The sequence below is a fragment of the Microbacterium sp. Yaish 1 genome (assembly GCF_002245215.1).
In the GTDB taxonomy this organism is placed as follows: Bacteria; Actinomycetota; Actinomycetes; order Actinomycetales; family Microbacteriaceae; genus Microbacterium.
In genome coordinates this window covers 1602175-1627714 of record NZ_NPMR01000001.1, presented here as the reverse complement: position 1 = coordinate 1627714, position 25540 = coordinate 1602175, and the positions used below count along the sequence as shown (strand labels likewise).

Annotated in this window: 18 protein-coding genes; 11 read left to right on the top strand and 7 right to left on the bottom strand. The window is 70.8% G+C overall.

Features of this window, described 5'->3' with window-relative positions; genetic code table 11:
• Positions 1-2 precede the first annotated feature (2 nt).
• Positions 3-2258 carry a carbon starvation CstA family protein gene (locus tag CI089_RS07740; protein WP_094260933.1) on the bottom strand — a complete coding sequence of 752 codons (2256 nt, stop codon included), beginning with the start codon at positions 2256-2258 and terminating at the stop codon, positions 3-5.
• Positions 2259-2386: 128 nt separating this feature from the next.
• On the opposite strand from CI089_RS07740, the gene CI089_RS07735 reads away from it, so the two are divergent.
• Together CI089_RS07735 and CI089_RS07730 are read left to right on the top strand one after the other, a co-directional pair.
• Complete coding sequence (locus CI089_RS07735; protein ID WP_094260932.1) at positions 2387-2728, top strand: GNAT family N-acetyltransferase; 342 nt, start codon at positions 2387-2389, stop codon at positions 2726-2728.
• Entirely contained in the window at positions 2725-3729 is a 1005-nt protein-coding gene (locus CI089_RS07730; protein ID WP_256977646.1) for a pirin family protein, read from the top strand. The genes CI089_RS07735 and CI089_RS07730 overlap by 4 nt, the downstream gene beginning before the upstream one ends.
• A 245-nt stretch (positions 3730-3974) precedes the next feature.
• Here the strand turns inward: CI089_RS07730 and CI089_RS07725 are convergent, their stop codons facing one another.
• Positions 3975-4154: a hypothetical protein gene (locus CI089_RS07725; protein WP_094260931.1), complete on the bottom strand. Its 180-nt coding sequence runs from the start codon at positions 4152-4154 to the stop codon at positions 3975-3977.
• A gap of 424 nt (positions 4155-4578) precedes the next feature.
• On the opposite strand from CI089_RS07725, the gene CI089_RS07720 reads away from it, so the two are divergent.
• Both CI089_RS07720 and CI089_RS07715 read left to right on the top strand, forming a co-directional pair.
• The gene (locus CI089_RS07720) at positions 4579-4947 is read left to right on the top strand and encodes a nuclear transport factor 2 family protein (protein WP_094260930.1); all 369 of its coding nucleotides are present in this window, start codon (positions 4579-4581) and stop codon (positions 4945-4947) included.
• Between the two features lie 483 nt (positions 4948-5430).
• Entirely contained in the window at positions 5431-5871 is a 441-nt protein-coding gene (locus tag CI089_RS07715) for a hypothetical protein (RefSeq protein ID WP_094260929.1), read from the top strand.
• A gap of 7 nt (positions 5872-5878) precedes the next feature.
• Here the strand turns inward: CI089_RS07715 and CI089_RS07710 are convergent, their stop codons facing one another.
• Positions 5879-6208: a winged helix-turn-helix transcriptional regulator gene (locus CI089_RS07710; RefSeq protein ID WP_094260928.1), complete on the bottom strand. Its 330-nt coding sequence runs from the start codon at positions 6206-6208 to the stop codon at positions 5879-5881.
• 72 nt (positions 6209-6280) lie between these two features.
• On the opposite strand from CI089_RS07710, the gene CI089_RS07705 reads away from it, so the two are divergent.
• Positions 6281-6928, top strand: coding sequence for an FMN-dependent NADH-azoreductase (locus tag CI089_RS07705; protein WP_094260927.1), 648 nt, complete (start codon positions 6281-6283; stop codon positions 6926-6928).
• A gap of 90 nt (positions 6929-7018) precedes the next feature.
• Here CI089_RS07705 and CI089_RS07700 read toward each other — a convergent pair whose 3' ends face one another.
• Positions 7019-10630 (bottom strand): S8 family serine peptidase, encoded by a 3612-nt coding sequence (locus CI089_RS07700; RefSeq protein ID WP_094260926.1) that lies wholly within the window; start codon positions 10628-10630, stop codon positions 7019-7021.
• Positions 10631-10821: 191 nt separating this feature from the next.
• Here CI089_RS07700 and CI089_RS07695 point away from each other — a divergent pair, with 191 nt between their 5' ends.
• The 5 genes from CI089_RS07695 (at position 10822) to CI089_RS07675 (ending at position 15640) form a co-directional block, all read left to right on the top strand.
• A complete protein-coding gene (locus CI089_RS07695; protein WP_094260925.1) occupies positions 10822-11364 on the top strand; it encodes an ECF transporter S component in 543 nt (180 codons plus the stop codon).
• A gap of 75 nt (positions 11365-11439) precedes the next feature.
• A complete protein-coding gene (locus CI089_RS07690) occupies positions 11440-13239 on the top strand; it encodes an ABC transporter ATP-binding protein (protein ID WP_094260924.1) in 1800 nt (599 codons plus the stop codon).
• On the top strand, positions 13236-14054 hold the full coding sequence (locus tag CI089_RS07685; RefSeq protein WP_094260923.1) for an energy-coupling factor transporter transmembrane component T: 819 nt from the start codon (positions 13236-13238) through the stop codon (positions 14052-14054). Before CI089_RS07690 ends, CI089_RS07685 begins: the two co-directional genes overlap by 4 nt.
• Before the next feature lie 108 nt (positions 14055-14162).
• Positions 14163-15074 carry a siderophore-interacting protein gene (locus CI089_RS07680; protein WP_256977645.1) on the top strand — a complete coding sequence of 304 codons (912 nt, stop codon included), beginning with the start codon at positions 14163-14165 and terminating at the stop codon, positions 15072-15074.
• Positions 15071-15640, top strand: a complete 570-nt coding sequence (locus CI089_RS07675) for an ECF transporter S component (RefSeq protein WP_094260921.1) — start codon at positions 15071-15073, stop codon at positions 15638-15640. Before CI089_RS07680 ends, CI089_RS07675 begins: the two co-directional genes overlap by 4 nt.
• 121 nt (positions 15641-15761) lie before the next feature.
• Here CI089_RS07675 and CI089_RS07670 read toward each other — a convergent pair whose 3' ends face one another.
• Positions 15762-16961, bottom strand: coding sequence for a M15 family metallopeptidase (locus tag CI089_RS07670; RefSeq protein ID WP_256977644.1), 1200 nt, complete (start codon positions 16959-16961; stop codon positions 15762-15764).
• An 88-nt stretch (positions 16962-17049) separates the two neighbouring features.
• On the opposite strand from CI089_RS07670, the gene CI089_RS07665 reads away from it, so the two are divergent.
• On the top strand, positions 17050-18114 hold the full coding sequence (locus CI089_RS07665; RefSeq protein ID WP_094260920.1) for an Rv2578c family radical SAM protein: 1065 nt from the start codon (positions 17050-17052) through the stop codon (positions 18112-18114).
• A gap of 867 nt (positions 18115-18981) precedes the next feature.
• Here the strand turns inward: CI089_RS07665 and CI089_RS07660 are convergent.
• Positions 18982-21222 carry a DEAD/DEAH box helicase gene (locus CI089_RS07660; RefSeq protein WP_094260919.1) on the bottom strand — a complete coding sequence of 747 codons (2241 nt, stop codon included), beginning with the start codon at positions 21220-21222 and terminating at the stop codon, positions 18982-18984.
• A gap of 774 nt (positions 21223-21996) precedes the next feature.
• Positions 21997-25446: an efflux RND transporter permease subunit gene (locus tag CI089_RS07655; RefSeq protein ID WP_256977643.1), complete on the bottom strand. Its 3450-nt coding sequence runs from the start codon at positions 25444-25446 to the stop codon at positions 21997-21999.
• Between the last annotated feature and the right edge of the window lie 94 nt (positions 25447-25540).

Genomic DNA, 25540 nt, shown 5'->3' with positions numbered 1-25540 from the left:
GGTCAGTGCCCCCGGCGGGCGGTCTCGGCCCGTTCCTCGGCGAGCAGCGGCTCCCACTCCCTCTCGAGCTCGCGCTCGGGGGCGGTGGGGATGAAGCCGGCGGGCGCGAAGCGGCGAGAAGGCACGGCGGGGTCTTCGGTCTCCTCTCCTCCGCCGCGCACGATCGCACGAACGGCCACCACGACGGCCGAGACGATCACGATGATCGCGAGGACCACGAACACGATCGACAGGGTGCCCTGGACGCCGGTGTTGCGGATGACCGCCTCCACCGTCGCCACCGGCCCGAGGCTCTCGTCGCCCGACGCGAGGGCGTCGCGGTAGCGGAAGTGGTTCGCCCAGTAGCCGATCGCGGGCACCGGCGAGAAGATCTTGTACGCCGACGCGGTGATCGTCACGACCGCGGTGAAGGCCAGCGGCACGGCGATGATCCAGATCCACTTCACGTACGAGCGCCCGCGCTTCGCGACGATCGCGAGGACGACGGCGAGCGCGATCGCCGCGAGCAGCTGGTTGGCGATGCCGAACAGCGGGAAAAAGGTGTTGATGCCGCCGAGCGGGTCGGTGACGCCGAGGATCAGGATGGCGCCCCACCCGGCGACCATGATCGCCGTCGTGATCCACACGCCCGGACGCCACGACACGTCGCGGAATCTCGGGATCCAGGCGCCGATGGAGTCCTGCAGCATGAAGCGGGCGACGCGGGTTCCGGCATCCACGGCGGTGAGGATGAACAGCGCCTCGAACATGATCGCGAAGTGGTACCAGAACGACATCATCGCCTGGCCGCCGAGGGCCTGTTGCATGATGTGCGCGAGCCCGAGGGCGAGGGTCGGCGCCCCGCCGGTGCGCGAGACGATCGACTCCTCGCCGACGTCGGCCGCGGTCGAGATCAGCAGATCGGGCGTGATCTCGACCCCGGTGAGACCGAGCGAGTTGACGAAGGCGACCGCACCCTCGACGGTGCCCCCGGTCGCCGCCGAGGGCGCGTTCATCGCGAAGTAGATGCCCTGGTCGATCGAGATCGCGGCAACGAGCGCCATGATCGCGACGAACGACTCCATGAGCATGCCGCCGTAGCCGATGAAGCGCGTCTGACGCTCCTTCTCGACGAGCTTCGGCGTCGTCCCCGAGGCGATGAGCGCGTGGAATCCCGAGAGCGCGCCGCAGGCGATCGTGACGAACAGGAACGGGAAGAGCGGGCCGGCGAACACCGGGCCGAGTCCGTTCTCGCCGAAGATCGTCACCGCCGGCACCGAGATCTCGGGTCGGACGAGCACGATCGCCCCGGCGAGCATGACGATGACGCCGATCTTCATGAAGGTCGACAGGTAATCGCGGGGAGCGAGCAGCAGCCACACCGGCAGCACCGCGGCGATGAAGCCGTAGATGATGATGCCCCACGCGATGACGGTGCGGTCGAGGTGGAAGATCTCCTGACCCCAGGCCGTGTCGGCGACCCATCCGCCCGCGATGATCGCGCCCATCAGCAGCACGAACCCGATGATCGACACCTCGGTGACCTTGCCGGGCCGGAGGTAGCGCAGGTAGACGCCCATGAAGAGGGCGATCGGGATCGTCATCGAGACCGAGAAGACGCCCCACGGGCTCTCGCCGAGCGCGTTCACCACGACGAGCGCGAGGATCGCGACGATGATCAGCATGATGAGCAGGGATGCCACGATCGCGGCGGTCCCGCCGATGCGCCCGAGCTCCTGACGGGCCATCTGCCCGATCGTCCGGCCGCCCCGGCGCATCGAGAAGAAGAGGACGGTGTAGTCCTGCACGGCGCCCGCGACGACGACGCCGACGATGATCCAGATCGTCCCGGGCAGGAAGCCCATCTGCGCGGCGAGCACCGGACCGACGAGCGGACCGGCGCCGGCGATCGCGGCGAAGTGGTGGCCGTAGAGCACACGGCGGTCGGTGGGGACGTAGTCCTTGCCGTCCTGCTTGACCTCGGCCGGTGTCGCCCGCCGGTCGTCGGGGCGCAGCAGGTAGCGCTCGATCACCTTCGAGTAGAAGCGGTACCCGATGAGGTAGGTGCACACGGCGGCGAACACGAACCAGATCGCGTTGACCGTCTCGCCGCGGACGACGGCGAGCATGACCCACGCGAGTCCGCCGAGCAGGGCGATCGCGATCCAGATCACGACCTTGAGCGGCGTCCAGCGCGCGGCGGCACGGTGCTGCTCGTCGGAGACGGCGACCGGCGGCAGTTTCGGATCAGTGGCGATGTCGGACGAGGATCGAGGCATCGGTTCTCCTGGGGGAAGGCGCTTCATTGCGTTTTCCCAGCTTAGGCGGACGCTCCGAGGCAATCCCGGTATTCGGTCGTAATGGTCTCGACCGGCCTTACCGTGGAGGTGATCGAGAGGAGATCACCATGACCGACGAGACCCCCACCGTGATCCGCAACGACGAGCAGGACCGCTACGACCTCCACGTCGGCGACGTGACCGCGGGTTTCGCCGCCTTCCGGCGCGACGACGAGGGGCGCCTGGTGTTCGATCACACCGAGGTCGACAAGGCCTTCGGTGGGCGCGGCCTCGGCAAGGCGCTGGCCGCCGATGCCCTCGCCGACGTCGCACGCCGTGGCGAGACCGTCGTTCCCGAGTGCCCGTTCATCGTGAAGTTCCTGCGTGAGAACGAGGTGTCGGGCCTGAAGATCGCGTGGCGCGACGAGGATGCCGCCGACGCCGCTGCCCCGGCGGAACCGTCGGCGTGACCCGCTTCGACGCCGAGACGGCGCCCGTCGACGAAGACCCGGGGGCCGGATCCCCCGGGCCCCGGCGGGCGCTGCTCGAGGCGCGCGAGGTGCCGCTCGGCGGTGTGCGGGCGATGTCGGTGCACCGCTTTCTGCCACAGCGCGATCTGCCGCTTGTCGGCGCCTGGTGCTTTCTCGACCGGTTCGGCCCGCAGCGCACGCGGATGCGTGTCGAGCCGCATCCGCACATCGGACTGCAGACCGTCACCTGGCCGCTCGCCGGCGAGGTGCACCACCGCGACACGCTCGGCAGCGACGTCGTCATCGAGCGCGGGGCGCTCAACATCATGACCAGCGGTGCCGGCATCGCCCACTCCGAGTACTCGGTCGGCGACGAGCCGATCCCGCTCGACGCCCTGCAGCTGTGGGTGGCCCTCCCCGAGGAACGTCGCCACGGCGCCCCCGACTTCGAGCGTCACGTCGGCCTGCCCGAGCTCGACCTCGGCGGCGGGGCCACGGCGACCGTCGTCGTCGGCGAGCTCGCCGGAAGCGCCTCGCCCGCGACGATGCACACGCCGATCGTCGGCGCCGAACTGCGACTGCCCGCCGGGGCGGTCGTCGACCTGCCCCTCGAGACCGCGTGGGAGTACGCCGTCGTACCGGTCTTCGGATCGGTGCGGGTCGACGGCACGGATGCGGCGGATGCTGACGCGGATGCTGGGGCGCAGGATGCCGTCGCGCCCGGCGCTCTGCTGTACCTCGGCGACGGACGCCGCGGCATCCGTCTGACCGCCGGAGACGAGGAGGCGACGGTGTTCCTCCTGGGCGGGGAGCCGTTCGGCGACGAGATCGTCATGTGGTGGAACTTCGTCGGCCGCAGCCACGACGAGATCGAGGTCGCGCGCGAGGAGTGGGAAACAGCATCCGATCGGTTCGGCCACGTCGTCGGCCACGGCGACGAGCGCATCCCCGCCCCGCCGCTCCCGCACGTGCGGCTGACGCCCCGCCGCCGGCGGCTCTGACCCCGGGGCTCATGCTTCCGCGACCCGCGCGGCTGTCGCGTCGTCGCCGGTCACCGCGACCATTCCGTCCGTCGATACGCGCTACGGGGCACTTGCCCGCAACAGGTCATCAATCGATGTGTCCATGGAGTCCTCCTCGGTGCTCACCGAGTACATGGCCGGACCTCGGTCGAACGTTGCACGACAGCGAGAAGTCGTTATGGGCGAGCCGGGCGCGGCCGACCAGCCTAGAGCTGAGCGCGGAGTCAGAACTCGAAGATCTTCGTCACCTCGTCTGAGATGAGCACCGCGTACGGGAGGCCCTTCAGCTCCGCTGGCTCCAGCTCGATGCCGCGCACTCGTGCGGCTTCCGCATACTCCTCCCAGGGGAACGACTCGCCGCCCACTCCGTCTGCCCGAACGAGGTCGAGCACTTCATCGATCACGTCTTGCGCAGCGCGCTTCCAGCTCACGGGCCTGGCGCCGCTGAGGTGCCGCCCAGTACTCATCGGCTGAGCGCAGAGGCACATACCGAATCTGCTCGTCTCCGTCGGCATCCGAAGCGCTGGGCGATCTCACCCCCACACCGTAGCGGCGCCCTGCCCGCGGCGTGTCGACGCCGACAGCTTCGGCCGCGCGCCAGGAGACGTGAACGATCTAGCGGACGGCGGCCAGGCCCTCCTGCTCCTCGTCCGTCGTCAGCCCCGAGCGCCGAGCCCGGTCGGGGCCGCGCGAAAGCTCGTCCGTGAGCGGGGACCCGTCTCATGCCCGCCAGTCAACAGGCGCCGACCGACACGGAGGAGTCACCTTCGCTGTCGGCGCAAACTGCGCCGGGTCCGCGCGGGCGAAGCACGGTTGTTGAATGGTCGGATGAGCGCTCTCACCGACTACATCGCAGCCTGGAAGACCAACGACACCGAGCGGATCGTCGAGACCGTCACCGAGGATGTCGTGATCACCGAGAGCTTCGGGCCGGTGTACTACGGCCGGGAACGCGTGCGGCAGTGGTGCGAGAAGTGGAACGAGCAGGGGTCACGCGTGCTCGACTGGACGATCACGAACGAGTTCCAGGCCGGAGATCGCCTCGTCGCCGAGTGGCGGTTCGAGTACCACCAGAACGGTGAGGACCGGACGCTTCTGGGAGCGACGATCGCGACCCAGCGCGACGGCAGGATCGCCGAGCTTCGCGAGTACGCCGTCACCGACGATCTCTACACCTGGGAAGGCGATTGGAAGTGACCGCCGCCGCGACCGGAGGCCTCGCCCGGATCCGTCGCGCAGGCCGACGTGGTCGACGACTTGCGCGCAAGGCCCGGGGCGGGACACGACGCCGCGATCACCGCAGCCGGAGTGCCCCGCATCCGCTGCACGGCGCGAGCGAGCAGAGGCACTGCCCAGAACACAGCGAGCGGCACGACGACTGTGATCACCAAAGCTGTCCTCGCGACATCGGGCCAGCCAGCGGTCATCGGAGCGATGAGAGCCGACACTCCGAGCGAGAGCGGCAGGATCACGGCCCACGTCACGAGTGCTTGCAGAGGTCGCGGAAGCGGTCGCATGAGGATCTCCAAACGTTCGGTTGGAATAACGCTATCAGAATCCAACTGAACGGTTGGCGTTTGTTCACGTCGCCGGCGACGGGCGTGACGTCATCCGCGAGGCTGATGCCGCTCATCCAGGCGAGCGACGACGCGGACGACGGCGGTTCGTAGCGTCGATGTCATGACGAAGCCCCGCCTTCCCCGTGACCTCCCGCCCGGCGCCGCCGCCCTCGGCATGGCAGCCATCCTGCTGACCCTGTCGGGCTGCGCCGCCATCGATTCGGTCGCCTACGGTCGAGCGGAGAGCTCCTACGCGACGGCCCAGGAACTCGCGCAGGCGCGCGGCGAAGCACCGGCGTGGCTGCCGCCCGACGCTCGCGAGATCACACGGGTCGTGTCGACCCGCGCCGAGGCCGAGTCGATCGTTTTCTCGAGCGACACGGGCCTCGTAGGGTGCGAGGACGTCGAGCGGACCTCCGCTCCGACCATGGAGATCGCCTCGGCTCCCGATGTCTACGCCATCGATCGCGTCTCCGTCTGCGCCGAGTGGGCGGTGGCGGAGAGCGACGGGACGTTCTACGCCTGGACTCCGGCGCAGGAGGCCGCGACCAAGACTTCCTGAAACGGCCTCAGCGCCGCGTGAGGTTGCCGTCGGCCCATTCGCCGAGCTGGCTGAGGATCGGCACCAGGCGCGAGCCGGCCTCGGTCAGCGCGTAGGTGACCGCGACGGGCGGTCCCGGCTCGACCCGCCGGACGACCAGTCCGACATCGGTGAGCTCGGTGAGCCGGTCGGAGAGCACCGCGTCGCTGATGCCGGCGACGGCGCGACGCAGGCCGACGAACGAGAGCTCGCCCTGTCCGAGCACGTCGACGATCATGCCGTTCCACCGCTTGCCGAGCACTGAGAACGCGTGCGACACCGCGGCGTCGCACTGTCGCGCGTCATGGGGCTCGGTCATGCCTCCATCGTACGTGTGCTACCGTTCCCGAAGCCGCTTTGTTTTTCATAGCCACTCTGATCGGAGAAGCGGATGACCCTGTTCCGCCTGGATGCCAGCATCCTCCCCGCCACCTCGGCCAGCCGTGAGCTGGGCGACCTCGTCGAGGCCGAATGGCTCGCCGCCCACCCCACCAGCTCCGTCGTTCGCCGCGACATCGCCGCCGACCCGATCCCCGCGACTGCTTGGCGCGACGCCGTGACCGCGGGCTTCACGCCCGCCGATCAGCAGACCGATGGCCAGCGCAACGCGATCGCGCTGCGCGAGCAGCTGGCCGACGAGCTGATCGGCGCCGACGCCCTGCTCTTCACCGTGCCGCTGTACAACTACGGCGTCTCGCAGCACGTGAAGACGTGGTTCGACCTGGCCTACACCGACCCGCGCATCGACCCGCAGGGAACCGCTCTGCGCGGCAAGCCGGCGACGCTCGTCACGGTGCTGGGCGGCAACTACGAGGCCGGCAGCCCCAAGGAGGGCTGGGACCACTCGACCGGGTGGCTTCGGCGCGTCTTCGAAGACGTCTGGGGGCTCGACCTCACGGTCGTCCACCGTCCCTTCACGCTCGTCGGCGTGAACCCCGCGCTCGACGCCTTCACCGAAGCGGCCGCCGAGCTGCGCGCGAACGCCGAGCGGGATGCCGTCAGCGCCGGCCGCACGCTCGCCGCATCCCTCACCGCCTGAAACACGACGTCGGGTCGCCCGTGACGACGGGGCGCCCGGACCGAAGTCCGAGCGCCCCGCGCGACCGCACCGCAGTGCGTCAGCCGGTCATCACCACAGGACGACGAAACCGCTGAGCCCCAGCGATCCCTCGATCGTGTCGCTGCCGTTGTAGGTGGCGACGACGACCTTCAGCCCGCGCGACTGCCGGGGCAGTTCGACCCGCGCCGTGCCGTCGACGACATCCGCGCTGTACCGGGTCGAGTTCACCCAGATGTCGACGGTTCCCGTCGCGGGGGCGCCCCCGGTCGGCGTGACCTTCACCGAGACGACGTAGGGCTGCGAGGCCGTTCCGACGTAACGGTTGAGCGACACGGTGGTCGCCGAGGCGAACTTGACGAACACCTCGTTCGAGACCGCGGTTCCGGTCTGGGGGTTGCCCTCCGCCGTCGCGGTGACCCGCACCGACAGCGCCGTGCCGACATCGGCGCGCGTCACCTTGTACGACGCCGAGGTGGCACCCTCGATGGGCTCACCACCGCGAAGCCACTGGTAGGCGACGCTGACCTCTGCGGGGTCCCACTCACCGGCGGTCGCCTTCAAGGTGCCTCCGACCTTCGCCGAACCCGACACCTCGGGAGCGACGACCGCGACCGGCGCCCCCTGGCCCGACTCGACCTCGACGATCGTCCGGATCGAAGACTCGCCGTAGCGAACGACGCCGAGGTACGACGTCTCGGGCTCGAGGCCCGCCCACGACAGGGTGTAGGTCGCCTTCTCGCCCTGCACCGTCGGCAGCGGGTCGGGGGACGCGGTGAACTCGCCGCCCGTCGCTCCCGCCGCCACGACCGCAGTGGTGAGGTCGTAGGTGAAGGGCTCGCTGAACGAGTACCGGTTGACCTTGACCAGGTACGTGCCCGCGGTGGGAGTCGTGAGCGAGACGGCCTCGTTGGCGGATGCCGTCGCCGACGACCACTGCTCGTAGTAGCGCAGGTCGTCGGGGCTGACCACGCGGTACACGGTCATATCGAGGTCGGTCGTCTCCGTCGCCTCGGTCTCGACGGCGAACCGCGCGAACTCGGTGCCCTCCGGGACGTCGACGATCTCATAGGTGTTGAAGCCGGCCTCACCCTCGTCGTAGAACGAGTCCTGGTCACCGGAGTGGCCGGGCACCTCGGGGAAGTCCGGGTTCACGCGCAGCTCCTGCGGCACGAGACCCGACAGGCCGAGGTCGATCTCACCCGTCAGCGACGGCGCGACCGTGACGTCGACCGAGCCGGTCGTGCCGGTGCCCGACACGGACTCGGGAGCATCGACCGGCACCGGGAACACCGCGATCGGCGAGCGCACGTCGTTCGCCCCGCCCGTCCAGGTGAGGAAGCCGGTGGCCCACTCGCCCATCGGAGCGTCGACGCGCGACAGCGTGATCTCGACCGTGGCCGACTCGCCGGCCCCGAGGGTCACCGACGACGGCGAGACCTGCACGTCGACGCCGGGAACGGATGCCTGCGCCTCGTACGTCCCGGCCTCGGTCGCCGTGATCGTACGGGTCACCGTCTGCGGCGCGCCGAGCGCACCGACGCCGATGGACGGCAGGTTGAGGTCGCTCGGGTCGATCGGGTCGACACCGAAGTCGCGCAGCCCCAGGCCCTGCAGGTAGGCAGCCCAGTCGGCCGGACCGTTCAGGTAGAGCAGTCCCGGCTCGAAGTACTTCGTCGGGTCTGTCTGACCGGCCCCCTGCGTGAACGGGTCGGTGACGGTGCCGCCTGCGGCATCCACGGTGTCGTACGCGGTGGTCATCATCGCCGACTTCACCTCGGCGGGCGTCGCCTGAGGGTGCTCGCCGAAGTAGAGCGCGGCGAGTCCGGCGACGTGCGGCGACGACATCGAGGTGCCCGAGAGGATGCCGAAGGTCGGGTCCTCGCCGATGCCGTTCTCGGTGGCCGCGAGGATCGCGACGCCGGGAGCGGTGATGTCGGGCTTGATGACGTCACTGCCGTCGGCGAGCATCGGTCCGCGGCTCGAGAAGCCCGCCACCTGAGGAACCGGGGTCTCGGTGCCGGTGACGTTCTCGCCGATCAGGGTGACGACGCGGTCGGTGCCGCCCTGGACGTACTCGAGCACGGCCGGGCGGGCGGTGTCGGCGACGTGCACGGTGGGAACCGAGTGGAAGTCGTTGTCGAGCGAGGCGGGGGTGACGTTGGTCAGGATCATGCCGATGCCGCCGGCCTCTTCGACCGCCTGCGACTTCTCGATGCGGGCGTTGGAACCGCGGTCGCAGACGACGATCTTGCCGGTGACCTTCGCCGGGTCGAGCGAGCCGAGCAGACAGAGCTCGGGTGTCGTGGCGCCGGCCAGGCCGGCATCGCCGGCGAACACGGACGGGCCCGAGATCGTGTCGCCGAAGCCGACCGAGACGGATGCTCCCGCGAACTGCGCGGCGGACGTGTCACCCTCCTCGCCGAGCCGGACGGTGCCCTCCCACGTCGGGATCGTGGATGCCGCGACCGTGGCGTACCACGGCGACGCGTGGTCGGCCGTGACCGGGTCGGGTCCGGAGTTGCCGGCGCTCGTCGCGACGAAGACACCGGCCGCAGCCGCGTTGAAGAACGAGATGTCTTCCGGCGCGAGCACGGTCGTGGCCGAGCCGCCGCCGATCGAGTAGTTGATGACGTCGACGCCGTCGGCGACGGCCTGGTCGATCGCGGCCAGCAGATCGCTCAGGGCGCAGATGTCGTCGGTCGTCACGAGCGGGTCGGGCCCGACGTAGCAGGCCTTGTACGACGCGACCTTGGCAGCCGGTGCGACGCCGGAGATCGAGCCGAAGTCGATTCCCTCGACGGTGGCCTCGACGCCGTTGTTGCCCGCGGCGGTGCTCGCGGTGTGCGATCCGTGTCCGTCGCCGTCCCGCGGCGACAGGTGGTCGTCGGCGAACGAGAACCCGTTGGCGGCGGCGCCGTCGCCGAAGTAGTGCGCGGCGATGAGCTTGGTGTTCAGGAGCGACGGGTCCCAGGCATCCTTCGTTCCGGCGCCCTGGTCGACGACCGTGCTGCGGAACTCGCCGCCGTCGGCCTTCGTGAACACGACCTCGTCGCCGTCGCGGTAGGGCTGCTCGCCCGGCGAGGTTCCGAGCGCGTCGCCCGCGAACGCCGGATTCTCGGGCGCGATGCCCGTGTCGACGACGCCCACGACGACACCCTCGCCCGCCGCGTCGATCCCGCCGACCTTCTCCCAGACGCCGCCGGCGCCCTCGAGCCCGAGGAACTCGGTCGACGGCACGGCGTCGACGTGACGGATCTCGTCGGGGAAGACGCCGAGCACGCCCTTCTTGGCGGCGAGCTTGCCCGCCTGGTCGGCGCTCAGCTGAGCCGCGAACCCGTTGAGGGTGGTCTGGTAGGTCGCGTCGGGCGTCGCGCCGACCTCGCTCGCGACCTCTTCTTGACGCTGCTCGAGGAAGCCGGAGTAGTCGGTGACGGCGCGCGACTGAGCGTCGAGACGCTCGCCCTCGTCGGGCTTGGTCGGCGCGAGGCCGGCCTCGCCGCCCTCATAGGTCGCGACAGGAGCCTCATCGAGCAGGACGATGTAGCGCCCGCTCTCGCTCTCGATCGGAACCGGGATGTTCACCCCCTCTCCCGTTGCAGCAAAGGATGCCGTTGCGGCAGAGCTCGTGAACAGTGCGGCCAGGGATAGGGCCGCGACTGTTCGCAGGGTGGTGCGAACCATGTGCGCTCCAGTGGGGGGATGGATGAGCAGTCCGCGCGGCGTCGTCGGCGCGCGGTGAAGTCAACCTAGCTCACAGTTCCGACACAAGGAACCCTCGGCTTTCATTCAGGTCACGGAAGCAGCGCCCCGACCGGCGCATTTCTCACGGCCGGGGAGGGAGGCGCCGTGCGCGCGTCCCATAGGCTGGGCGGGTGGCCCCGGCATCCCGTCTCTCCACGCGCGTTCTGCTCGTCTGCGCTGCCATCGGAGTCGCCACGGGTCTGCTCGGCGGCATCGAAGGATGGCTCGCCGCCCCCGTCATCACGGGTCTGCCGATCGTCTACGGCTTCCTCCTCGGCATCCACGTGCTGCCCGGGATCGTCGCGCAGGAGACCCTGCGCCTGCCCTGGGTCGCGCTCATCACGCACCTGATCGCGGCGCTCGCGTCGTCGGCGGTCGCGCCGCCCTACACGTTCCAGTTCCTCGGGACCGCCGTGCTGTTCGGCGGTCTGCAGGAGGGCGTCGCCGCGCTCGTCCGCTACCGCTCGTGGGCGCCGTGGCGGTTCTTCGTCTCGGGTCTCGTGATCGGCGTCGTCGTCGCCCTCGCGGTGTTCTTCGCCGCTCACCTCAGCGCCCTCCCGCTGTGGGCCCAGATCACGTACCTGACTCTCGCCGTGCTCGGCCCCGTCGTCTGGACCGCGATCGGGCTGTGGATCGGCGTCGGCCTGCGCCGCGCCGGCGTCGCCCGTCGCTGAGCACCCCCGCCGGCCTTTCCGGGCCAAGTTAGGGTCGGCTAAGCTAATCGCATCCGATCCGATCCGAGGACGCCCGTGACATCCGCCGCATCCGGTGCCGCCACGGCGGGAACGCCGGTCGCCGCGACCGCATCCGCGCCGTTGCTCGCTGTGCGCGATCTCGCGGTGACCTACGAGGGATCGGATGCCGCGGCTACCCGCGGCGCCTCGTTCTCCGTCGCTCCCGGCGAGGTCGTGCTGCTCCTCGGGCCGAGCGGTTCGGGCAAGTCGACGGTCGCACTGACGCTCAACGGGCTGATCCCGCAGTCGATCCCGGCGACGACCGAGGGCACGGTGCTCGTGTCGGGCGAGGATGCCACGGCCACCCCGATCCCCCGGCTCACGACGCGCGTCGGCATGGTCTTCCAGGACCCCGACGCGCAGCTGGTCACCGGCACCCTGCTCGACGAGGTGGCCTTCGGCCCCGAGAACCTGCGGCTGCCCGTCGACGATGTCCTCGCGCGGAGCGAGCGGGCGCTGCGCCGAATGGGGCTCTGGGAGCGGCGGCACGAGAACCCCGACCGTCTCTCCGGAGGCGGACGCCAGCGCCTCGCGATCGCGTGCGCGCTCGCGATGGAGTCGCCCCTGCTCGTGCTCGACGAGCCCACGGCGAACCTCGACCCCGAGGGCATCGAAGACGTCTACGCCGCCCTGGGCGAGATCGCTGCCGCCGGCGACCGGGCGATCCTGCTCGTCGAGCACAATCTCGACGCGGCGATCGGCTTCACCGACCGTGTCGTCGTGCTCGACCATGGCGGTCGCACCATCGCCGACGGTCCGATCGACGCGGTGCTGCGCGAACGGGCGGCCGAGCTGCACGAGATCGGGGTATGGCTGCCGGTGTCGACCATCGCGGCCCTGCACCTGCGCGAAGCGGGCTATCCGCTCGACCCGCTCCCCCTGACACCCGAAGAGCTGCGCGCGGGGCTCGAGGCCGCGGCATCCGGTGCCGAGAATCGGAGAATCGCGGCATCGTCGGGGGAGACCTCCGGTTCGGTCCGAGTTTCGCGCGATTCTCCGGCGCACGCGCCGACGCCGGCGGTCTCGGTGCGTGCCCTGACGCTGCGCCGCGGCCGCGCGACGGTGCTCCACGACGTCGACCTCGAGGTCGCGGCCGGCGAGTTCGTCGCGATCGTCGGGGCCAACGGGGCCGGCAAGACGAGCCTCGTCCAGGCGATCGCCGGCGTCGTCCCCAGTCCGCGGGGGCGCATCGACATCGGCGGGATCGACCCGAGCCGGGCGGATCCTCGGGCGGTGGCCGAGCGCGTCGGGTTCGTCTTCCAGAACCCCGAGCACCAGTTCGTCGCGCACACCGTCTTCGACGAGCTCGCCCACGGCCTGCGCCGACAGCGGGTGCCCGCCGAGGAGATCCGCGAGCGCGTCGATCGGATGCTGCACCGCTTCGGCCTCGAGGCGCACGCCGACCGGCATCCGTTCCTGCTGTCCGGCGGCCAGAAGCGCCGGCTCTCCGTCGGCACGGCCCTCATCGCCGGCGCTCCCGTGCTCGCCCTCGACGAGCCGACGTTCGGCCAGGACCGCGCCCGCGCCGATGAGCTGCTGCACGTGCTGCGCGACCTCAACCGCGACGGCACGACGATCATCGTCGTCACGCACGACATGCAGCTGGTGAGCGAGTACGCCGAGCGTTGCGTCGTCGTCGGAGACGGCCGCATCGTCGCCGACGGTCCGACCGCAGACATCCTCGGCGACGAGGAGCTGCTGCGTTCCGCGGCGCTTCGGATGCCGCCGCTGCGCCGCGCCCTGCACGGGCTCGAGACCTTCCCGGAGCTGGCGGGCGTCGCGCGTCTTCGCGATCTGCCTCGGGAGCCGCGATGAGCGCGACGGCGAGCACCGCACTCGATCCCTATGCGTCAGCACCGCCCTCGCGTCGGCTGCTGTTCCAGCTCAACCCGCTGGCGAAGCTCGCGGCCCCGCTGCCCGCGATGGTCGCCCTCATCTTCACGCGCGACCTCGTGACGCCTCTCGCGCTGCTCGCGCTCGCGTACGCGGTGCTGTTCGCCGGCGCGCGCTGGACCGTCCGCACCGTTCTGCTGCTCGCGGTCGCCGTGCCCATCGGCATCCTGCTCGTCGGCGCCGGGATGTCGCTGTGGGTCGACGCGGCGCGGGTGGCGGACACCCCGGTGCTGCTCCAGCTCGGCGCGTGGAGCCTGCACGCCGGGGCGCTGGAGATCGGGATGGCGACCGGCCTGCGGCTGGGCGCGATCGCCGCGCTGGCGTTCATCGCCGGGCTCACCACGACGGGGCCGGACCTCGTGCGGGCAACCGTCCAGCAGCTGCGTGTGCCGTACCGGGTGGGCTACACGGCGCTCGCGGCGTTCCGGTTCGTGCCGCGCTTCGGGTACGAGCTCGACCTCATCCGACAGGCGCATCGCGTGCGCGGCGCGCACGGCGGGCGGGGGCCGTTCGCGGCGATCGCGAGGTGGGGCGGTTACGTCGTCCCCCTGCTGGCGGGGGCCATCCGCCACGCCGAACGCGTCGCTCTCGCGATGGACTCGCGCGCCTTCGGCGCTCACCGCGATCGCACCGAGCGGCACCTCGTGCCGTTCCGCCGGCGCGATGTCGTCTTCGTCGCGGTCTTCTGGATCGCCTCGGCCGCGATCCTCGTCGCCCTCTTCCCCTGGACCCCCTGATGCCGGCCACACCCGTCGACTCGCCACGTATCGCGGATGCGGGAGCGCCAGCATCCGCATTTGTCGGCGAGTCGACGGGTTGTGGCGAGCCCGGAAAGGATGCTGCGCATGACCCGCAAACTCGTCAAGCCCACGACGCCCGGCCTGGTGCGTCTGGAGGTGGTGCGCACCGAACGCCTCACTCCTCATTGGATGCGGGTGACATTCGGCCACGGCGACATCGACCGGTTCGTACCGCTCGGCTACGACCAGTGGTTCCGTCTCTTCCTGCCGCTCGGCGGCGATGAGGCACTCGATCGCATCCCGGCCAAGGCGAACAAGCTGTTCGGGTACCTGAAGTACCTCCGCATCCCCGAGGGCGAACGGCCGGTCATGCGCAACTACTCGGTGCGCGCGTACCGGCCGGCGGGGCCGTCGGGCGGCGCCGAGATCGACGTCGATTTCGTGCTGCACGGCTCGGGACCGACCGCCGGCCCCGCCTCACGCTGGGCCTCGCAGGCCCACGAGGGAGAAAGCGTCGTCATCATCGACGAGGGGCTGCGCTTCAACCCCGAGCGAGGTGTCGACCGGGTGCTGCTCGTCGCCGACGAGACGGGGGCACCGGCCGTCGCCTCCATCTGCGCGTCGCTTCCGGCAACGGCATCCGGAACCGCATTCATCGAAGCCCCGTCGAGCGACGACGTCCTCGAGTTCGAGGCCCCGCCCGGGGTCGAGGTCCGATGGCTCCTCCGCGATCCGCAAGCGAAGCCGGGGTCAGCCGCCCTCGCCACGCTCAGCGGGCTGGCCGCAGACGCGCTGCCGGCGCAGCCGCTTCACGCCTTCATCGTCGGCGAGCAGTCGCTTCCGACCACCGCTCGACGGATGCTCATCGCCGACCACGGCGTCCCGAAGGAGCAGATCAGTCTCGTCGGCTACTGGCGTGAGGGCGCGGGCTCGCCGACCCCCAAGCCCCAGGCGGCATCCGAGCACGCGCCGGATGATGAACGCCGAGCCACGACGGAGCGGGAGACGCGAGCATGACCGCGGCACCGCGATCGCGCGCCGCGCGTGTCTCGACGGCATACCTGTTGACGTGCGCCGCGATCGGCGTCGCGGCGACCGCGTTGCTCGCGCCTGCGTGGGTCGCGTCGACGACCCTGTTCCTCACGGTGCCGTTCGCGACGGTGGCGGTCGCCGGGCTGTGGGTTCTGCCCGCCGTCATCGCCCTCAGGCTGCTGGAACGCCCGGGAGCGGGGCTGCTCGTGGGGCTGATCTCGGGACTCGTGCTTGCGCCGTTCTTCACGATCGGATCGGTCGCGACGATGCTCTACTGGTCGTTCTTCCCCGAACTGCCGTTCCTCGCGACGCTCTACCGGCGCTGGAACACATGGCTGAACTATGCAGGCGCCGCGATCATCGGCGCGACGTATCCCGTGTTCGCAGCGCAGTCGTTCGATCTGTGGAGCATGACCGCGCCCGTGCTGATCGGGTTCGTCGCCCTCTGCATCGCCAGCTGCGTCGGAGCGACGTGGCTCGGCATCCTGATCGGCGACCGCCTGCGCGCCGCCGGCGTCGCGACCCTCGCCCGGCGCCGCACCCCCGCCTGACCCCTCTCACCCTTCCCCCTTCCCTCCTCCGTCGACTCGCCGAAAAATGCGGATGCGGGTTGAGCAGCATCCGCAGAACCTGGCGAGTCGACGAGCGGGCGCGAGCGCCGGGCCCGCCGGGTCAGTCGGCGTAGGCCGGGGCCGGGGGCATCCCGAAGAAGTCTTCGAGGGTGCGGTAGCCGGCGTCGGCGTAGAGCGCCGCCAGTTCGGGGCCGATGTAGCGCAGGTGCCAGGGCTCGTACTCGTAGCCGGTCGTGTCGGTGTAGCCGTCGGGGTAGCGGATGATGAAGCCGAAGCGATGCGCGTTCGCGGCGACCCAGTCGGACTGCGCCGTGCCGCCGAACTGCTCGATGGCACCACACCCCCCATCGCACGCGACGACGTCCACGGCGAGGCCGGTCTGATGCTCGCTGTGACCGGGGCGCGCGCTGGTGAGGTCGGCGTTGCGCTGGCCGAGCTGCCCGACGTAGTTGCGATACGTCGACACCTGGAAGTCGTACGAGCGGAACCCGCTGTTGACCCCGATCTCGCCCGCACCCTCGTCGCGCGCGGCTGCCGCGAGCTGCGAGAGGGCTGCCGCCACGTCGGCTCGCATGTGTCCGCCGCTGGTCCGCTCGACGCCCTCGGCGCGCGCCTGCGGCTCGGGCCAGTAGTCGATCGGGTTGAGCGCGTTCAGCTTGTTGACCACGACCCAGGTGCGACGGGCCTCGTGCAGGTCGATGCACGAGGCGGCACCGGCGGCGATCGCGGCGCGGAACGGCTCGGCTCCCCCGGCCGCGGCGATGACGTCGGCGTCCGAGCCGGACGAGAGCGCCTCTGCGAAGCCCGGCGCTGAACAGATGTCGCTCGTGGCCGCGGCATCCGTCGCCGCATCGTCAGCCGGCTGAGCGGCGGGGTCTGCGCCGCCGGACTGCGCGGGCGCGGGCAGGGTCGACGCGATGGGCACATCGCCCGCCGAGTCTCCGAGGAGTGCGGCGACGGGGTCGGTGGCAGCGGCATCCGATCCGCTCAGCGCCGAGGTGATGCCGGTGGCGCCCGCGACGACGAGCCCGACGAGCGCTAGGGCGGCAGCGCCGGCGACGGCGCGGCGGCGGACGTAGACGGATGCCGGCAGGCGTACGGATGCCGTCAAGACGCCGGGCTCCGACGAGCCACCGCCCTCGCGCGCCGGCGCGGATGCGGCGTCCTCGGTCGGACGCGACATGGCGGACCCCGAAGCGAGGCCGCGCTCACGCAGCTCACGGCGCGTCGGAAGGGGTCGCGTCTGGGGCGACCGCTCGCGTCGCGAGCGACGCGTCTCGGGCTCGGTCGGGTGCGCCACGCCTTCATTCTGCCCTGCGTGCCCGCCGACCGCGGGTCTCGCCTCCCCAGCGATTGACATTGCTTCGAATCTCTGTTCGAATCTTCTCATGCGATGGCAGGGGCAGCAGATGGGCGTGACGGATGCCGCTGCCCTCCCCGGCCTGGAAACACTCAACGGCCTGGTGCGGTCGGTCACGACGCCCGAGTTCGCGGGCGTCACCTTTCACGAGGTCATGTCGCGTTCGGCGCTCAACCGGGTTCCGGGCCCGTCGGCGATGCCGTTCGACTGGACGGTCAACCCGTACCGGGGCTGCACGCATGCCTGCGTCTACTGCTTCGCCCGCGGCACGCACGAGTACCTCGACCTGGATGCCGGCGCCGACTTCGACTCGCAGATCGTCGTCAAGCTGAACGTCGCCGACGTGCTGCGTCGCGAGCTCTCGAAGCCGAGCTGGGCGCGCGAGCAGGTCGCCCTCGGCACGAACACCGATCCCTATCAGCGGGCGGAGGGCCGTTACCGGCTCATGCCCGGCATCATCACGGCACTGGTCGACAGTGGCACGCCGTTCTCGGTGCTGACCAAAGGCACGCTGCTGCGACGCGATCTGCCGCTGCTGGCCGAGGCGGCGCGTTCCGTGCCGGTCGATCTCGCGATGTCCATCGCGGTGCTCGACGAGCCGCTGCGCCAGTTGCTCGAGCCCGGCGCGCCGACGTTCGCCGCGCGCCTCGACACGGTGCGAGCCGCGAGCGCCGCGGGATTCCGGGTGACGGTCTTCCTCATGCCGATCGTGCCGCATCTCACCGACTCGGTAGAGGTGCTCGACGACGCGCTCAGGCGCATCGCGGACGCCGGTGCCGCCCGTGTCGTCTACGGCGCGATGCACCTGCGGCCAGGCGTCAAGCCGTGGTTCCAGCAGTGGCTCGCGCGCGAGCGGCCGGATCTCGTTCCGGCGTATCGCGGCCTGTACCCCGGGGCCTCTGTGCAGGCGCCCCAGGGCTACCGGCGGATGCTCGCAGCGCGAGTCCGGCCCTTGCTCGCACGGCATCGACTTCGCGGCGGCCTCGAAGAGGAAGAGGCGCAGCCGAGCACCCGGCGGTTCCGGCCGGGGCCGGTCGTCACGACCTCGCGCGGCCGGGCCGCTGCCGCGGCATCCGTTCCGACCCTGTTCTGAGCCCGTTCTGAGCCCGCGGGCCCCGCGGCGATCCATCGCGGCGTCGGGTGCGGCTCGGGGCGTCCCGCCGCTGGGGCGTCGCGCCGCGGGTCTGCTGTGCTCGCGCCGCGCGTCTGCTGTGCTCGCGCCGCGCGTCTACTGTGCCGCCGGTTCCCGCCGCGGATCAACGGTGCCGCCGGGCTCGGTTCGGTGCCTCTTCCAGGCTCTACCCGCCACCGGGACCTATCGCACCTCCGTCGGGAGCGCTCAGCCTGCGGACGGCACGAGATCGGCGGCGGTGCCGAGCGGTGGCAGTGCCGAGCGGCGCCAGTGCCGAGCGGCGCCAGGCCTCGGCACGCCTCGCCTCGACCATGCCGGGAGCGCTGCAGCCCGATCTCGTGCCGTCCGATCTCGTGCCGTCAGCAGGCTCAGAGCACAATCCGGGACCGCCGCGGGGCGGGAACCACCGCTCAGCCTGCAGACGGCACGAGCAGCGGAGTCGCGGCGCTCACCGCGGAGTCGCGGCGCCACGAGCCACGGCACGGACCGCGGGGTCATCGGGTCGCGGCACCAGCCGCGAGCCATCGGGTCGCGGCACCAGCCGCGAGCCATCGGGTCGCGGCACCAGCCGCGAGCCATCGGGTCGCGGCACCAGCCGCGGGCCGGGCGGGCAGCCCCGCCCACGCGCACGGCCGCGGGCCGGGCCGGGCCGAGCCGAGCCGGGCCGCCAGCAGGCTCACACCTGATCCGGAGTCGACCCAGCGGCCCAGACGGCCTCTCATCCTGTGGACGGCACACCCCGCGGACGCCGCGCCCAACGGAAGCGCCCCGCCGAACGCCATGACCGTCAGGTCGCAGCGCTCGGCGGGGCGTCAGCCCGGCGTCGGGTCAGGCGTCGACGTTCGCCAGCTGGCGACCCGAGACCTCCTCGAGGATGTCGTCACCGGGACGCACATCGTCGAAGGGCGCGTCGATCTCGGCCCGCTCGAGCATCTCGGTCATGCGACGACGACGCTGACGCGTGATCAGGGTGACGACCGCGCCCGAACGACCGGCACGACCGGTGCGTCCTGCGCGGTGCAGGTAGGTCTTGTACTCGTCGGGAGCGTCGGCCTGGATCACCAGATCGATGTCGTCGACGTGGATGCCGCGGGCAGCGACATCCGTCGCGACGAGCACTCGCACCTTGCCGTCGGTCAGGCGCTGCAGGTTGCGCGTGCGCTTTCCCTGGTTGAGATCGCCGTGGAGGGCGACCGCCGCGATCCCGGCATCCTCGAACTGCTCGGCGAGCATCTCCGTGTAAGCGCGGGTGCGCGCGAAGACGAGGGTCTTGCCGTCGCGGTCGACGAGGGAGTTCAGGATCTCGGCCTTGTCACGGTGGTCGAGGACGAGCACACGGTGGTCGATCGTCGACGTGTCCTGGCTCTCGCCCGCGACCTCGTAGACGGCGGGCTCGACGAGAAACTCGTCGACCAGCGCCGCGACCTCGCGGTCGAGCGTCGCAGAGAAGAGCAGCTTCTGGGCTCCGTCCTGGACGAGGCGCAGGATGCGCTGCATCGGCTCGAGGAAGCCCAGCTCGCTCATGTGGTCGGCCTCGTCGAGGACGACGATTCCCACCTCGGAGAGGTCGAGCTTGCCCTGGTTCTGCAGGTCCTCGATGCGACCGGGGGTGCCGATGATGATGTCGACGCCCTTCTTGAGCGCACCGACCTGACGCGCCTGCGGCACTCCGCCGTAGATCTGCGTCGTGAAGAGTCCGACGCTGCGCGCGATCGCCTGGACGGTGCGGTCGATCTGCAGCGCGAGCTCGCGCGTCGGCGCGAGGATCAGTGCCTTCGGCGAACGCCCGAACTCCCGGCGCTTGCCGGCCTGGCTGCGCAGGATCGACTCGACGAGCGGAGCACCGAACGCGATGGTCTTGCCCGAACCGGTGCGGCCACGGGCGAGAACGTCCTTGCCCTCGAGGATCGGCGGAATGGTGGCCGCCTGGATCGGGAACGGGGATGCCGCGCCGAGAGCCTCGAGCTGACGGACGATGTTGTCGCCGAGGCCGAGGTCGGCGAACGACGACTGGGCGACGGATGCCGCATCCACGGCCTCCGCCTGCAGGCGCTCGTGGACGGTGTCGACGTGGTCCTGGTGGGCCTTCGACTTGGTCTCGGCGTTCCAGTCCGAACGGTTCGGGCGGTCACCGAAATCACGACGGGGACGGTCATCGGACGAACGCGCCGGACGGTCGTCGCGACGGGGACGGTCCGAGAAGTCGCGACGCGGACGGTCATCGCGGCTCGGGCGGTCACCGAAATCGCGACGGGGACGGTCCTCGAACGAACGCGCGGGGCGGTCGTCGCGGCGCGGGCGGTCGTCGAAGGAACGCGCGGGGCGGTCATCGCGGCGCGGGCGGTCCGCGAAGTCACGACGCGGACGGTCGTCGCGGTTCGGGCGGTCCGAGAAGTCACGACGGGGGCGATCATCGAACGAACGGGCCGGTCGGTCGCCGAAGTCGCGGCGCGCACGGTCATCGCGGTTCGGGCGGTCGCCGAACTCGCGGCGGGGGCGATCGTCGAACGAACGCGCGGGGCGGTCGTCACGACGCGGTCGGTCATCGCGGTTCGGTCGGTCCGAGAAGTCACGACGGGGACGATCATCGAACGAACGGGCCGGTCGGTCGCCGAAGTCGCGACGCGGACGGTCGTCGCGGAAGGAGGGACGGGCGTCACCGAACGTCCGGCGGTCGTCGCGAGGCTGCGCTTCGTAGGGGCGCCGGCCACCGGCATCCGAGCGGCGGTCGTTTCCGTAGCCCCGCTGCTCGCGAGGCGCACGGTCGTCACGACCACCCCGGTCATCACGGAAGGAGCGCTCGCCACGTCCGCCGCGGTCGTCACGGGCCTGCGAACGGATGCCGCGCGCTTCGTCACGACCCGCACGGTCCTGCGAGGACCAGCGATTCTTCCGACCGGTGTCTTCGCTCTCGGCACGGTAACCGCGGTGCCCCGGGCTCTTGCTGCCGGGGGTTCCGGCCGAGGACTGGCCAGGGCGACGCTTCGCGTCCTGGTACGAGGTCTTCTTGCCGTAGCGGGGCTCGAAGTTCTGCGCGCGGCCGCCGGCCGGCTTCTTGTTCTTGGGCATGGGTGTGTCCTTCTGGGTTCTCTGCACGAGAACAGCGCCCGCGCGCACGCGGGCAAACCCGGACATCCGTCGGCCGGGGGCCATTCACATGATGGTCATGCGCGCCGATCGGCGCTCACCATCGGCCCCATGGACTCACAAAACCTGTCGCGATCACGCGCTGCCCAGAGCCGACCCGCCCACGATACGGCATCCGCCTGAGAATCCGCCCGCCGGGCCCCGGGCCCCGGGGGCTGGGGGCTGGGGGCTGGGGGCTGGGGGGTGGGGGTGGGGGCTGGGGGTGGGGGCAATGGGGGCCGAGATGCAAGGGTTCCGGCGCAACACCCCGGCGCATCGCTCCCGACCACGGCGCGCCGGGCGCAATCCCTTGCATCGCGGCAACCCGGCCGACGAGCGCACGGGTGTCCCGCCACGCCGAGCACCCTGGGCGCGTCCGGCGGCGCAGCGGCCCCGGCGCGAGCCCGCGGCGTGCCGCAATCAGGCCAGACGGTGGATACCGGATCCGCGACGGGGCCCGGGGCGCGTTGAGCCTGTCGACGGGACGGCCCGACCCCACAAACCCGCGAACCGGCAGCCCGGCCAACCAGCAGCGCGGCAGCCCGGCTCAGCCCGCGGCGTGCCGCAATCAGGCCAGACGGTGGATACCGGATCCGCGACGGGGCCCGGGGCGCGTTGAGCCTGTCGACGGGACGGCCCGACCCCACAAACCCGCGAACCGGCAGCCCGGCCAACCAGCAGCGCGGCAGCCCGGCTCAGCCCGGGAGCGTGCCGCAATCAGGCCAGACGGCGGCGACGAGGTCCCCGGGAAGGCCCGGGGATGCGCTGATCCTGTCGACGGGACGACCCGACGCCCGGCTCACCGGAATCCACCGTCCGTCCGACACCGCCAGCACCGCCGGCGCCCGCGCGATCACCCTCACCGGAGTGGTCGTGGTCGTGGTCGTCCGGCGCAACGGGGATGACGAGGTGCGTCGGCGCATCGGGCGAACCGTCGACCGGAACGACGAGGTGGGTCGGCTCGGCCGTAGCCGCCTCCGCGAGGCGCCGCTCGCGCCGGGTCATGGGCACCGCAGACGCCCCGTCCCCCGCCGAACCAGCACCAGCATCAGCACCAACACCAGCACCCGAACCCGCACCCTCACCCCGGCGCCGCGCCGCGCGGCGCTCGCGCGCTCCCTCGACGAGGTTGTAAAGGGTCGGCAGCACGAGCAGGGTCAGCAGCGTCGACGAGATGAGCCCGCCGATGACGACGATCGCCAGCGGCTGCGAGATGAACCCGCCGTGGCCGGTGATGCCGAGCCCCATGGGCGTCAGCGCGAAGATGGTCGCGAGCGCGGTCATGAGGATCGGTCGCAGACGGCGAGATCCTCCCGCGATCGTCGCGTCGTGGGCCGACAGCCCCTTCTCGCGGTACTGGTTCACGAGGTCGATGAGCACGATCGCGTTCGTCACGACGATGCCGATGAGCATCAGCACACCGATGAGCGAGGCGACGCCGAGCGGCACGCCCGTGGCGATCTGCAGCAGGATCGCTCCCGTCGCCGCGAACGGCACCGAGATGAGCAGCAGCAGCGGCTGCCGCAGCGACTTGAATGTCGCGACCATCACGATGTAGACGATGAGGATGGCGGCGAGCGCGGCGAGTCCGAGCTGCGCGAAGGCATCCTGCTGCTGCGTCAGCACGCCACCGATCCGTGCATCCGCGCCCTGCGGCAGCTCGACAGTGTCGAGCGCGTCCGAGACGATGACGGATGCCGCGTTGAGGTCGTCGCCCGCGGGCGTCACGGTGACCGTCGCGGTGCGCTGACCGCGCTGCGTCGTGATCGAGGTCGGCCCCTCGCTCTGCTCGACGGTTGCGACGTCCTGCAGCGGAATGGGACCGCCGGCCGTGGGAATCGTCAGCTGCCGCAGCTCGTCGATCGACGCGGGCGCCTGCGACGCCGCGAGGTAGACGGTGAGCGAGGTGTCGTCGATCTCGACGGTGCCGATCGACTGCGGCTGCATCGTGCCCGAGACGATGCCGCCGACCGCGACCTCCGACAGACCGCGGGATGCCGCCGCGTCGCGGTCGACGGTCACGGCGATGTACGGCAGCGAGGCCGAGAGGTTCGATGTGACCTGGCTGACGCCGTCGGCATCCTGCAGCGAGGCGACGACCGCGTCGGTCGCTTCGCGCAGCGCCGTCTGGTCGGGCGCGGTGACGTCGATCTCGATGTCGCTCGAGCCGAATCCGCCGCCGCCCGCGGCGATCTGGATGTCGCCGACGCCTTCAAGGTCGGCGACGGCGCGCTGCACGCGGTCGCGGACGTCGAGCTGGTCGGCCGAGCTGTCGGTCGTGATGGAGTAGGTGACTCCGCCGCCTCCACCCGAGAAGGCGTCGCGCAGCTGAGATCCGGACGAGCCGATCGACACCTGCACGGCGTCGATCCCCTCGAGGCCGGTGATCGCGTCCTCGACGCGCTCGGCGGCGGCATCCTCCGCTTCGAGGGATGCCGCGGGCCCGAGCGTCTGCGTCATCGTGAAGGTGTTCTGACCGGAGTCGCCGAGGAAGTTCGTCTTCATCAGCGGCACGGCGGCGAGCGTGCCACCGAGCACGAGAACCGCGAGCACGAGGGTGACGGCCGAGTGACGCAGGGTCCAGCGGAGGATCGGCAGGTACGCCTTCTGCAGTCGCGACGGCGGCGCCTCGGGGTCTTCGGGGTCGATGCGCCGGCCGTCGGGAGTGACGACGGGCTTGCCCGGGCGGAGGAACCAGTACGCGAGCACCGGGACGATCGTGAGCGAGACGAACAGCGACGCCGACATCGCGATCGTGACGGTCAGGGCGAAGGGCCGGAACAGCTCGCCGGTCAGGTCGCCGACGAAGGCGATCGGCAGGAACACCGCGACGGTCGTGATCGTCGAGGCGGTGATCGCGGCGGCCACCTCGCGGACGGCCAGGGTGATGGCCGCGAGCTTGTCGGCTCCCTCGACGTAGTGCCGCTTGATGTTCTCGATGACGACGATCGAGTCGTCGACGACTCGGCCGATCGCGATCGTGAGGGCACCGAGAGTGAGGATGTTCAGCGAGTAGCCGAACGCCTGGATGCCGACGAAGGTGATGAGCACGCTCGTCGGGATCGAGATCGCGGTGACGATCGTCGAGCGCACCGACAGCAGGAACACGAGGATCACGAGCACCGCGAACACGAGGCCCAGCAGACCCTCCTGCGCGAGGGCCTCGATCGATTGCTCGATGAACGGCGCCTGATCGAAGACGACCGTGAACTGCGCGTCGCCGCCGAGGTCGTCTTCGAGCGCGGGCAGCGCGTCGAGGACGCCGCGCGAGACGTCGACGGTGTTGGCGGCGGGGAGCTTCGTGACCGCGATGGTCAGGGCGGGCTCGCCGTCGACGCGCGAGATCGAGGTGATCGGGGACGGCTCCTGCGCGACGGTGGCGACGTCGCCGATCGTGGTCGTGCCGCCGGCGAGCTGCGCGGCATCCGTCGGCACGAGCGGCAGCGCCGACAGCTCGTCGACCGAGGCGATCTTCGCGCCGGTCTGCACGGTCAGCGACTGGTCGCCCTCGGTGATCTCGCCGCCGGGGAACAGCACGCCGTTCTGGTCGAGCGCGTCGCGGATGGCCTGCTGCGTGAAGCCGGCCTCGGCGAGCGCGGTCTGGTCGGGGGTGATCGTGATGCGCTCGACCCGGCCGCCGACGACCTGGGCCGCGTTGACGCCGTCGACGTCTTCGAGGTCGGGGATGACCGTGCTCTCGAGCCGGGCCTGCACCGATTCGGCGTCGTCGTAGCCGGTGACGGCCAGCTGGATCACGGGCAGGTCGTCGAGCGAGAAGCTCAGTACGTTCGGGGTGACCCCGTCGGGCAGCTGGCTGTTGATCCGGTTGATGGCCTGCAGGATCTTCTGCTCCGCCGTGGCCAGATCGGTGCCATAGGTGAACGAGGCCTGGATGATCGAGGCGTTCGTCGAGCTGGTCGCCGTCGTCGATTCGAGCCCGGGCACGCCCTGGATCGCCGTCTCGATGGGGGTCGAGACATCCGTGTTGACGACTTCGGGCGACGCGCCCGGGTAGGTCGTGACGACGGAGAGCTGTGGCAGCTCGATCGAGGGGATGAGCTCCTGCTTGAGGTTCGTGAGCGCGAGGCCGCCGAACACCGCGGCGACGATCGTGATGAGCGCGATGAGCGCGCGGTTCTTCAGGCTCAGGACGGCGAGTTTCGACACGGGTTCCCTCGGGCGCACCGGACCGGCGCTGTAGGTGTGGTGCAGGCGAGCGCGATGCGCTCGTCGATACATGGATGTATCGGCTTCAGTATCC

Bases quoted from the DNA above. Each gene is read 5' to 3' on its own strand.
- CI089_RS07740 (WP_094260933.1), bottom strand. From the start codon at position 2,258: ATGCCTCGATCCTCGTCCGACATCGCCACTGATCCGAAACTGCCGCCG.
- CI089_RS07735 (WP_094260932.1), top strand. From the start codon at position 2,387: ATGACCGACGAGACCCCCACCGTGATCCGCAACGACGAGCAGGACCGC.
- CI089_RS07720 (WP_094260930.1), top strand. From the start codon at position 4,579: ATGAGCGCTCTCACCGACTACATCGCAGCCTGGAAGACCAACGACACC.
- CI089_RS07715 (WP_094260929.1), top strand. From the start codon at position 5,431: ATGACGAAGCCCCGCCTTCCCCGTGACCTCCCGCCCGGCGCCGCCGCC.
- CI089_RS07710 (WP_094260928.1), bottom strand. From the start codon at position 6,208: ATGACCGAGCCCCATGACGCGCGACAGTGCGACGCCGCGGTGTCGCAC.
- CI089_RS07705 (WP_094260927.1), top strand. From the start codon at position 6,281: ATGACCCTGTTCCGCCTGGATGCCAGCATCCTCCCCGCCACCTCGGCC.
- CI089_RS07700 (WP_094260926.1), bottom strand. From the start codon at position 10,630: ATGGTTCGCACCACCCTGCGAACAGTCGCGGCCCTATCCCTGGCCGCA.
- CI089_RS07685 (WP_094260923.1), top strand. From the start codon at position 13,236: ATGAGCGCGACGGCGAGCACCGCACTCGATCCCTATGCGTCAGCACCG.
- CI089_RS07680 (WP_256977645.1), top strand. From the start codon at position 14,163: ATGACCCGCAAACTCGTCAAGCCCACGACGCCCGGCCTGGTGCGTCTG.
- CI089_RS07675 (WP_094260921.1), top strand. From the start codon at position 15,071: ATGACCGCGGCACCGCGATCGCGCGCCGCGCGTGTCTCGACGGCATAC.
- CI089_RS07665 (WP_094260920.1), top strand. From the start codon at position 17,050: ATGCGATGGCAGGGGCAGCAGATGGGCGTGACGGATGCCGCTGCCCTC.
- CI089_RS07660 (WP_094260919.1), bottom strand. From the start codon at position 21,222: ATGCCCAAGAACAAGAAGCCGGCCGGCGGCCGCGCGCAGAACTTCGAG.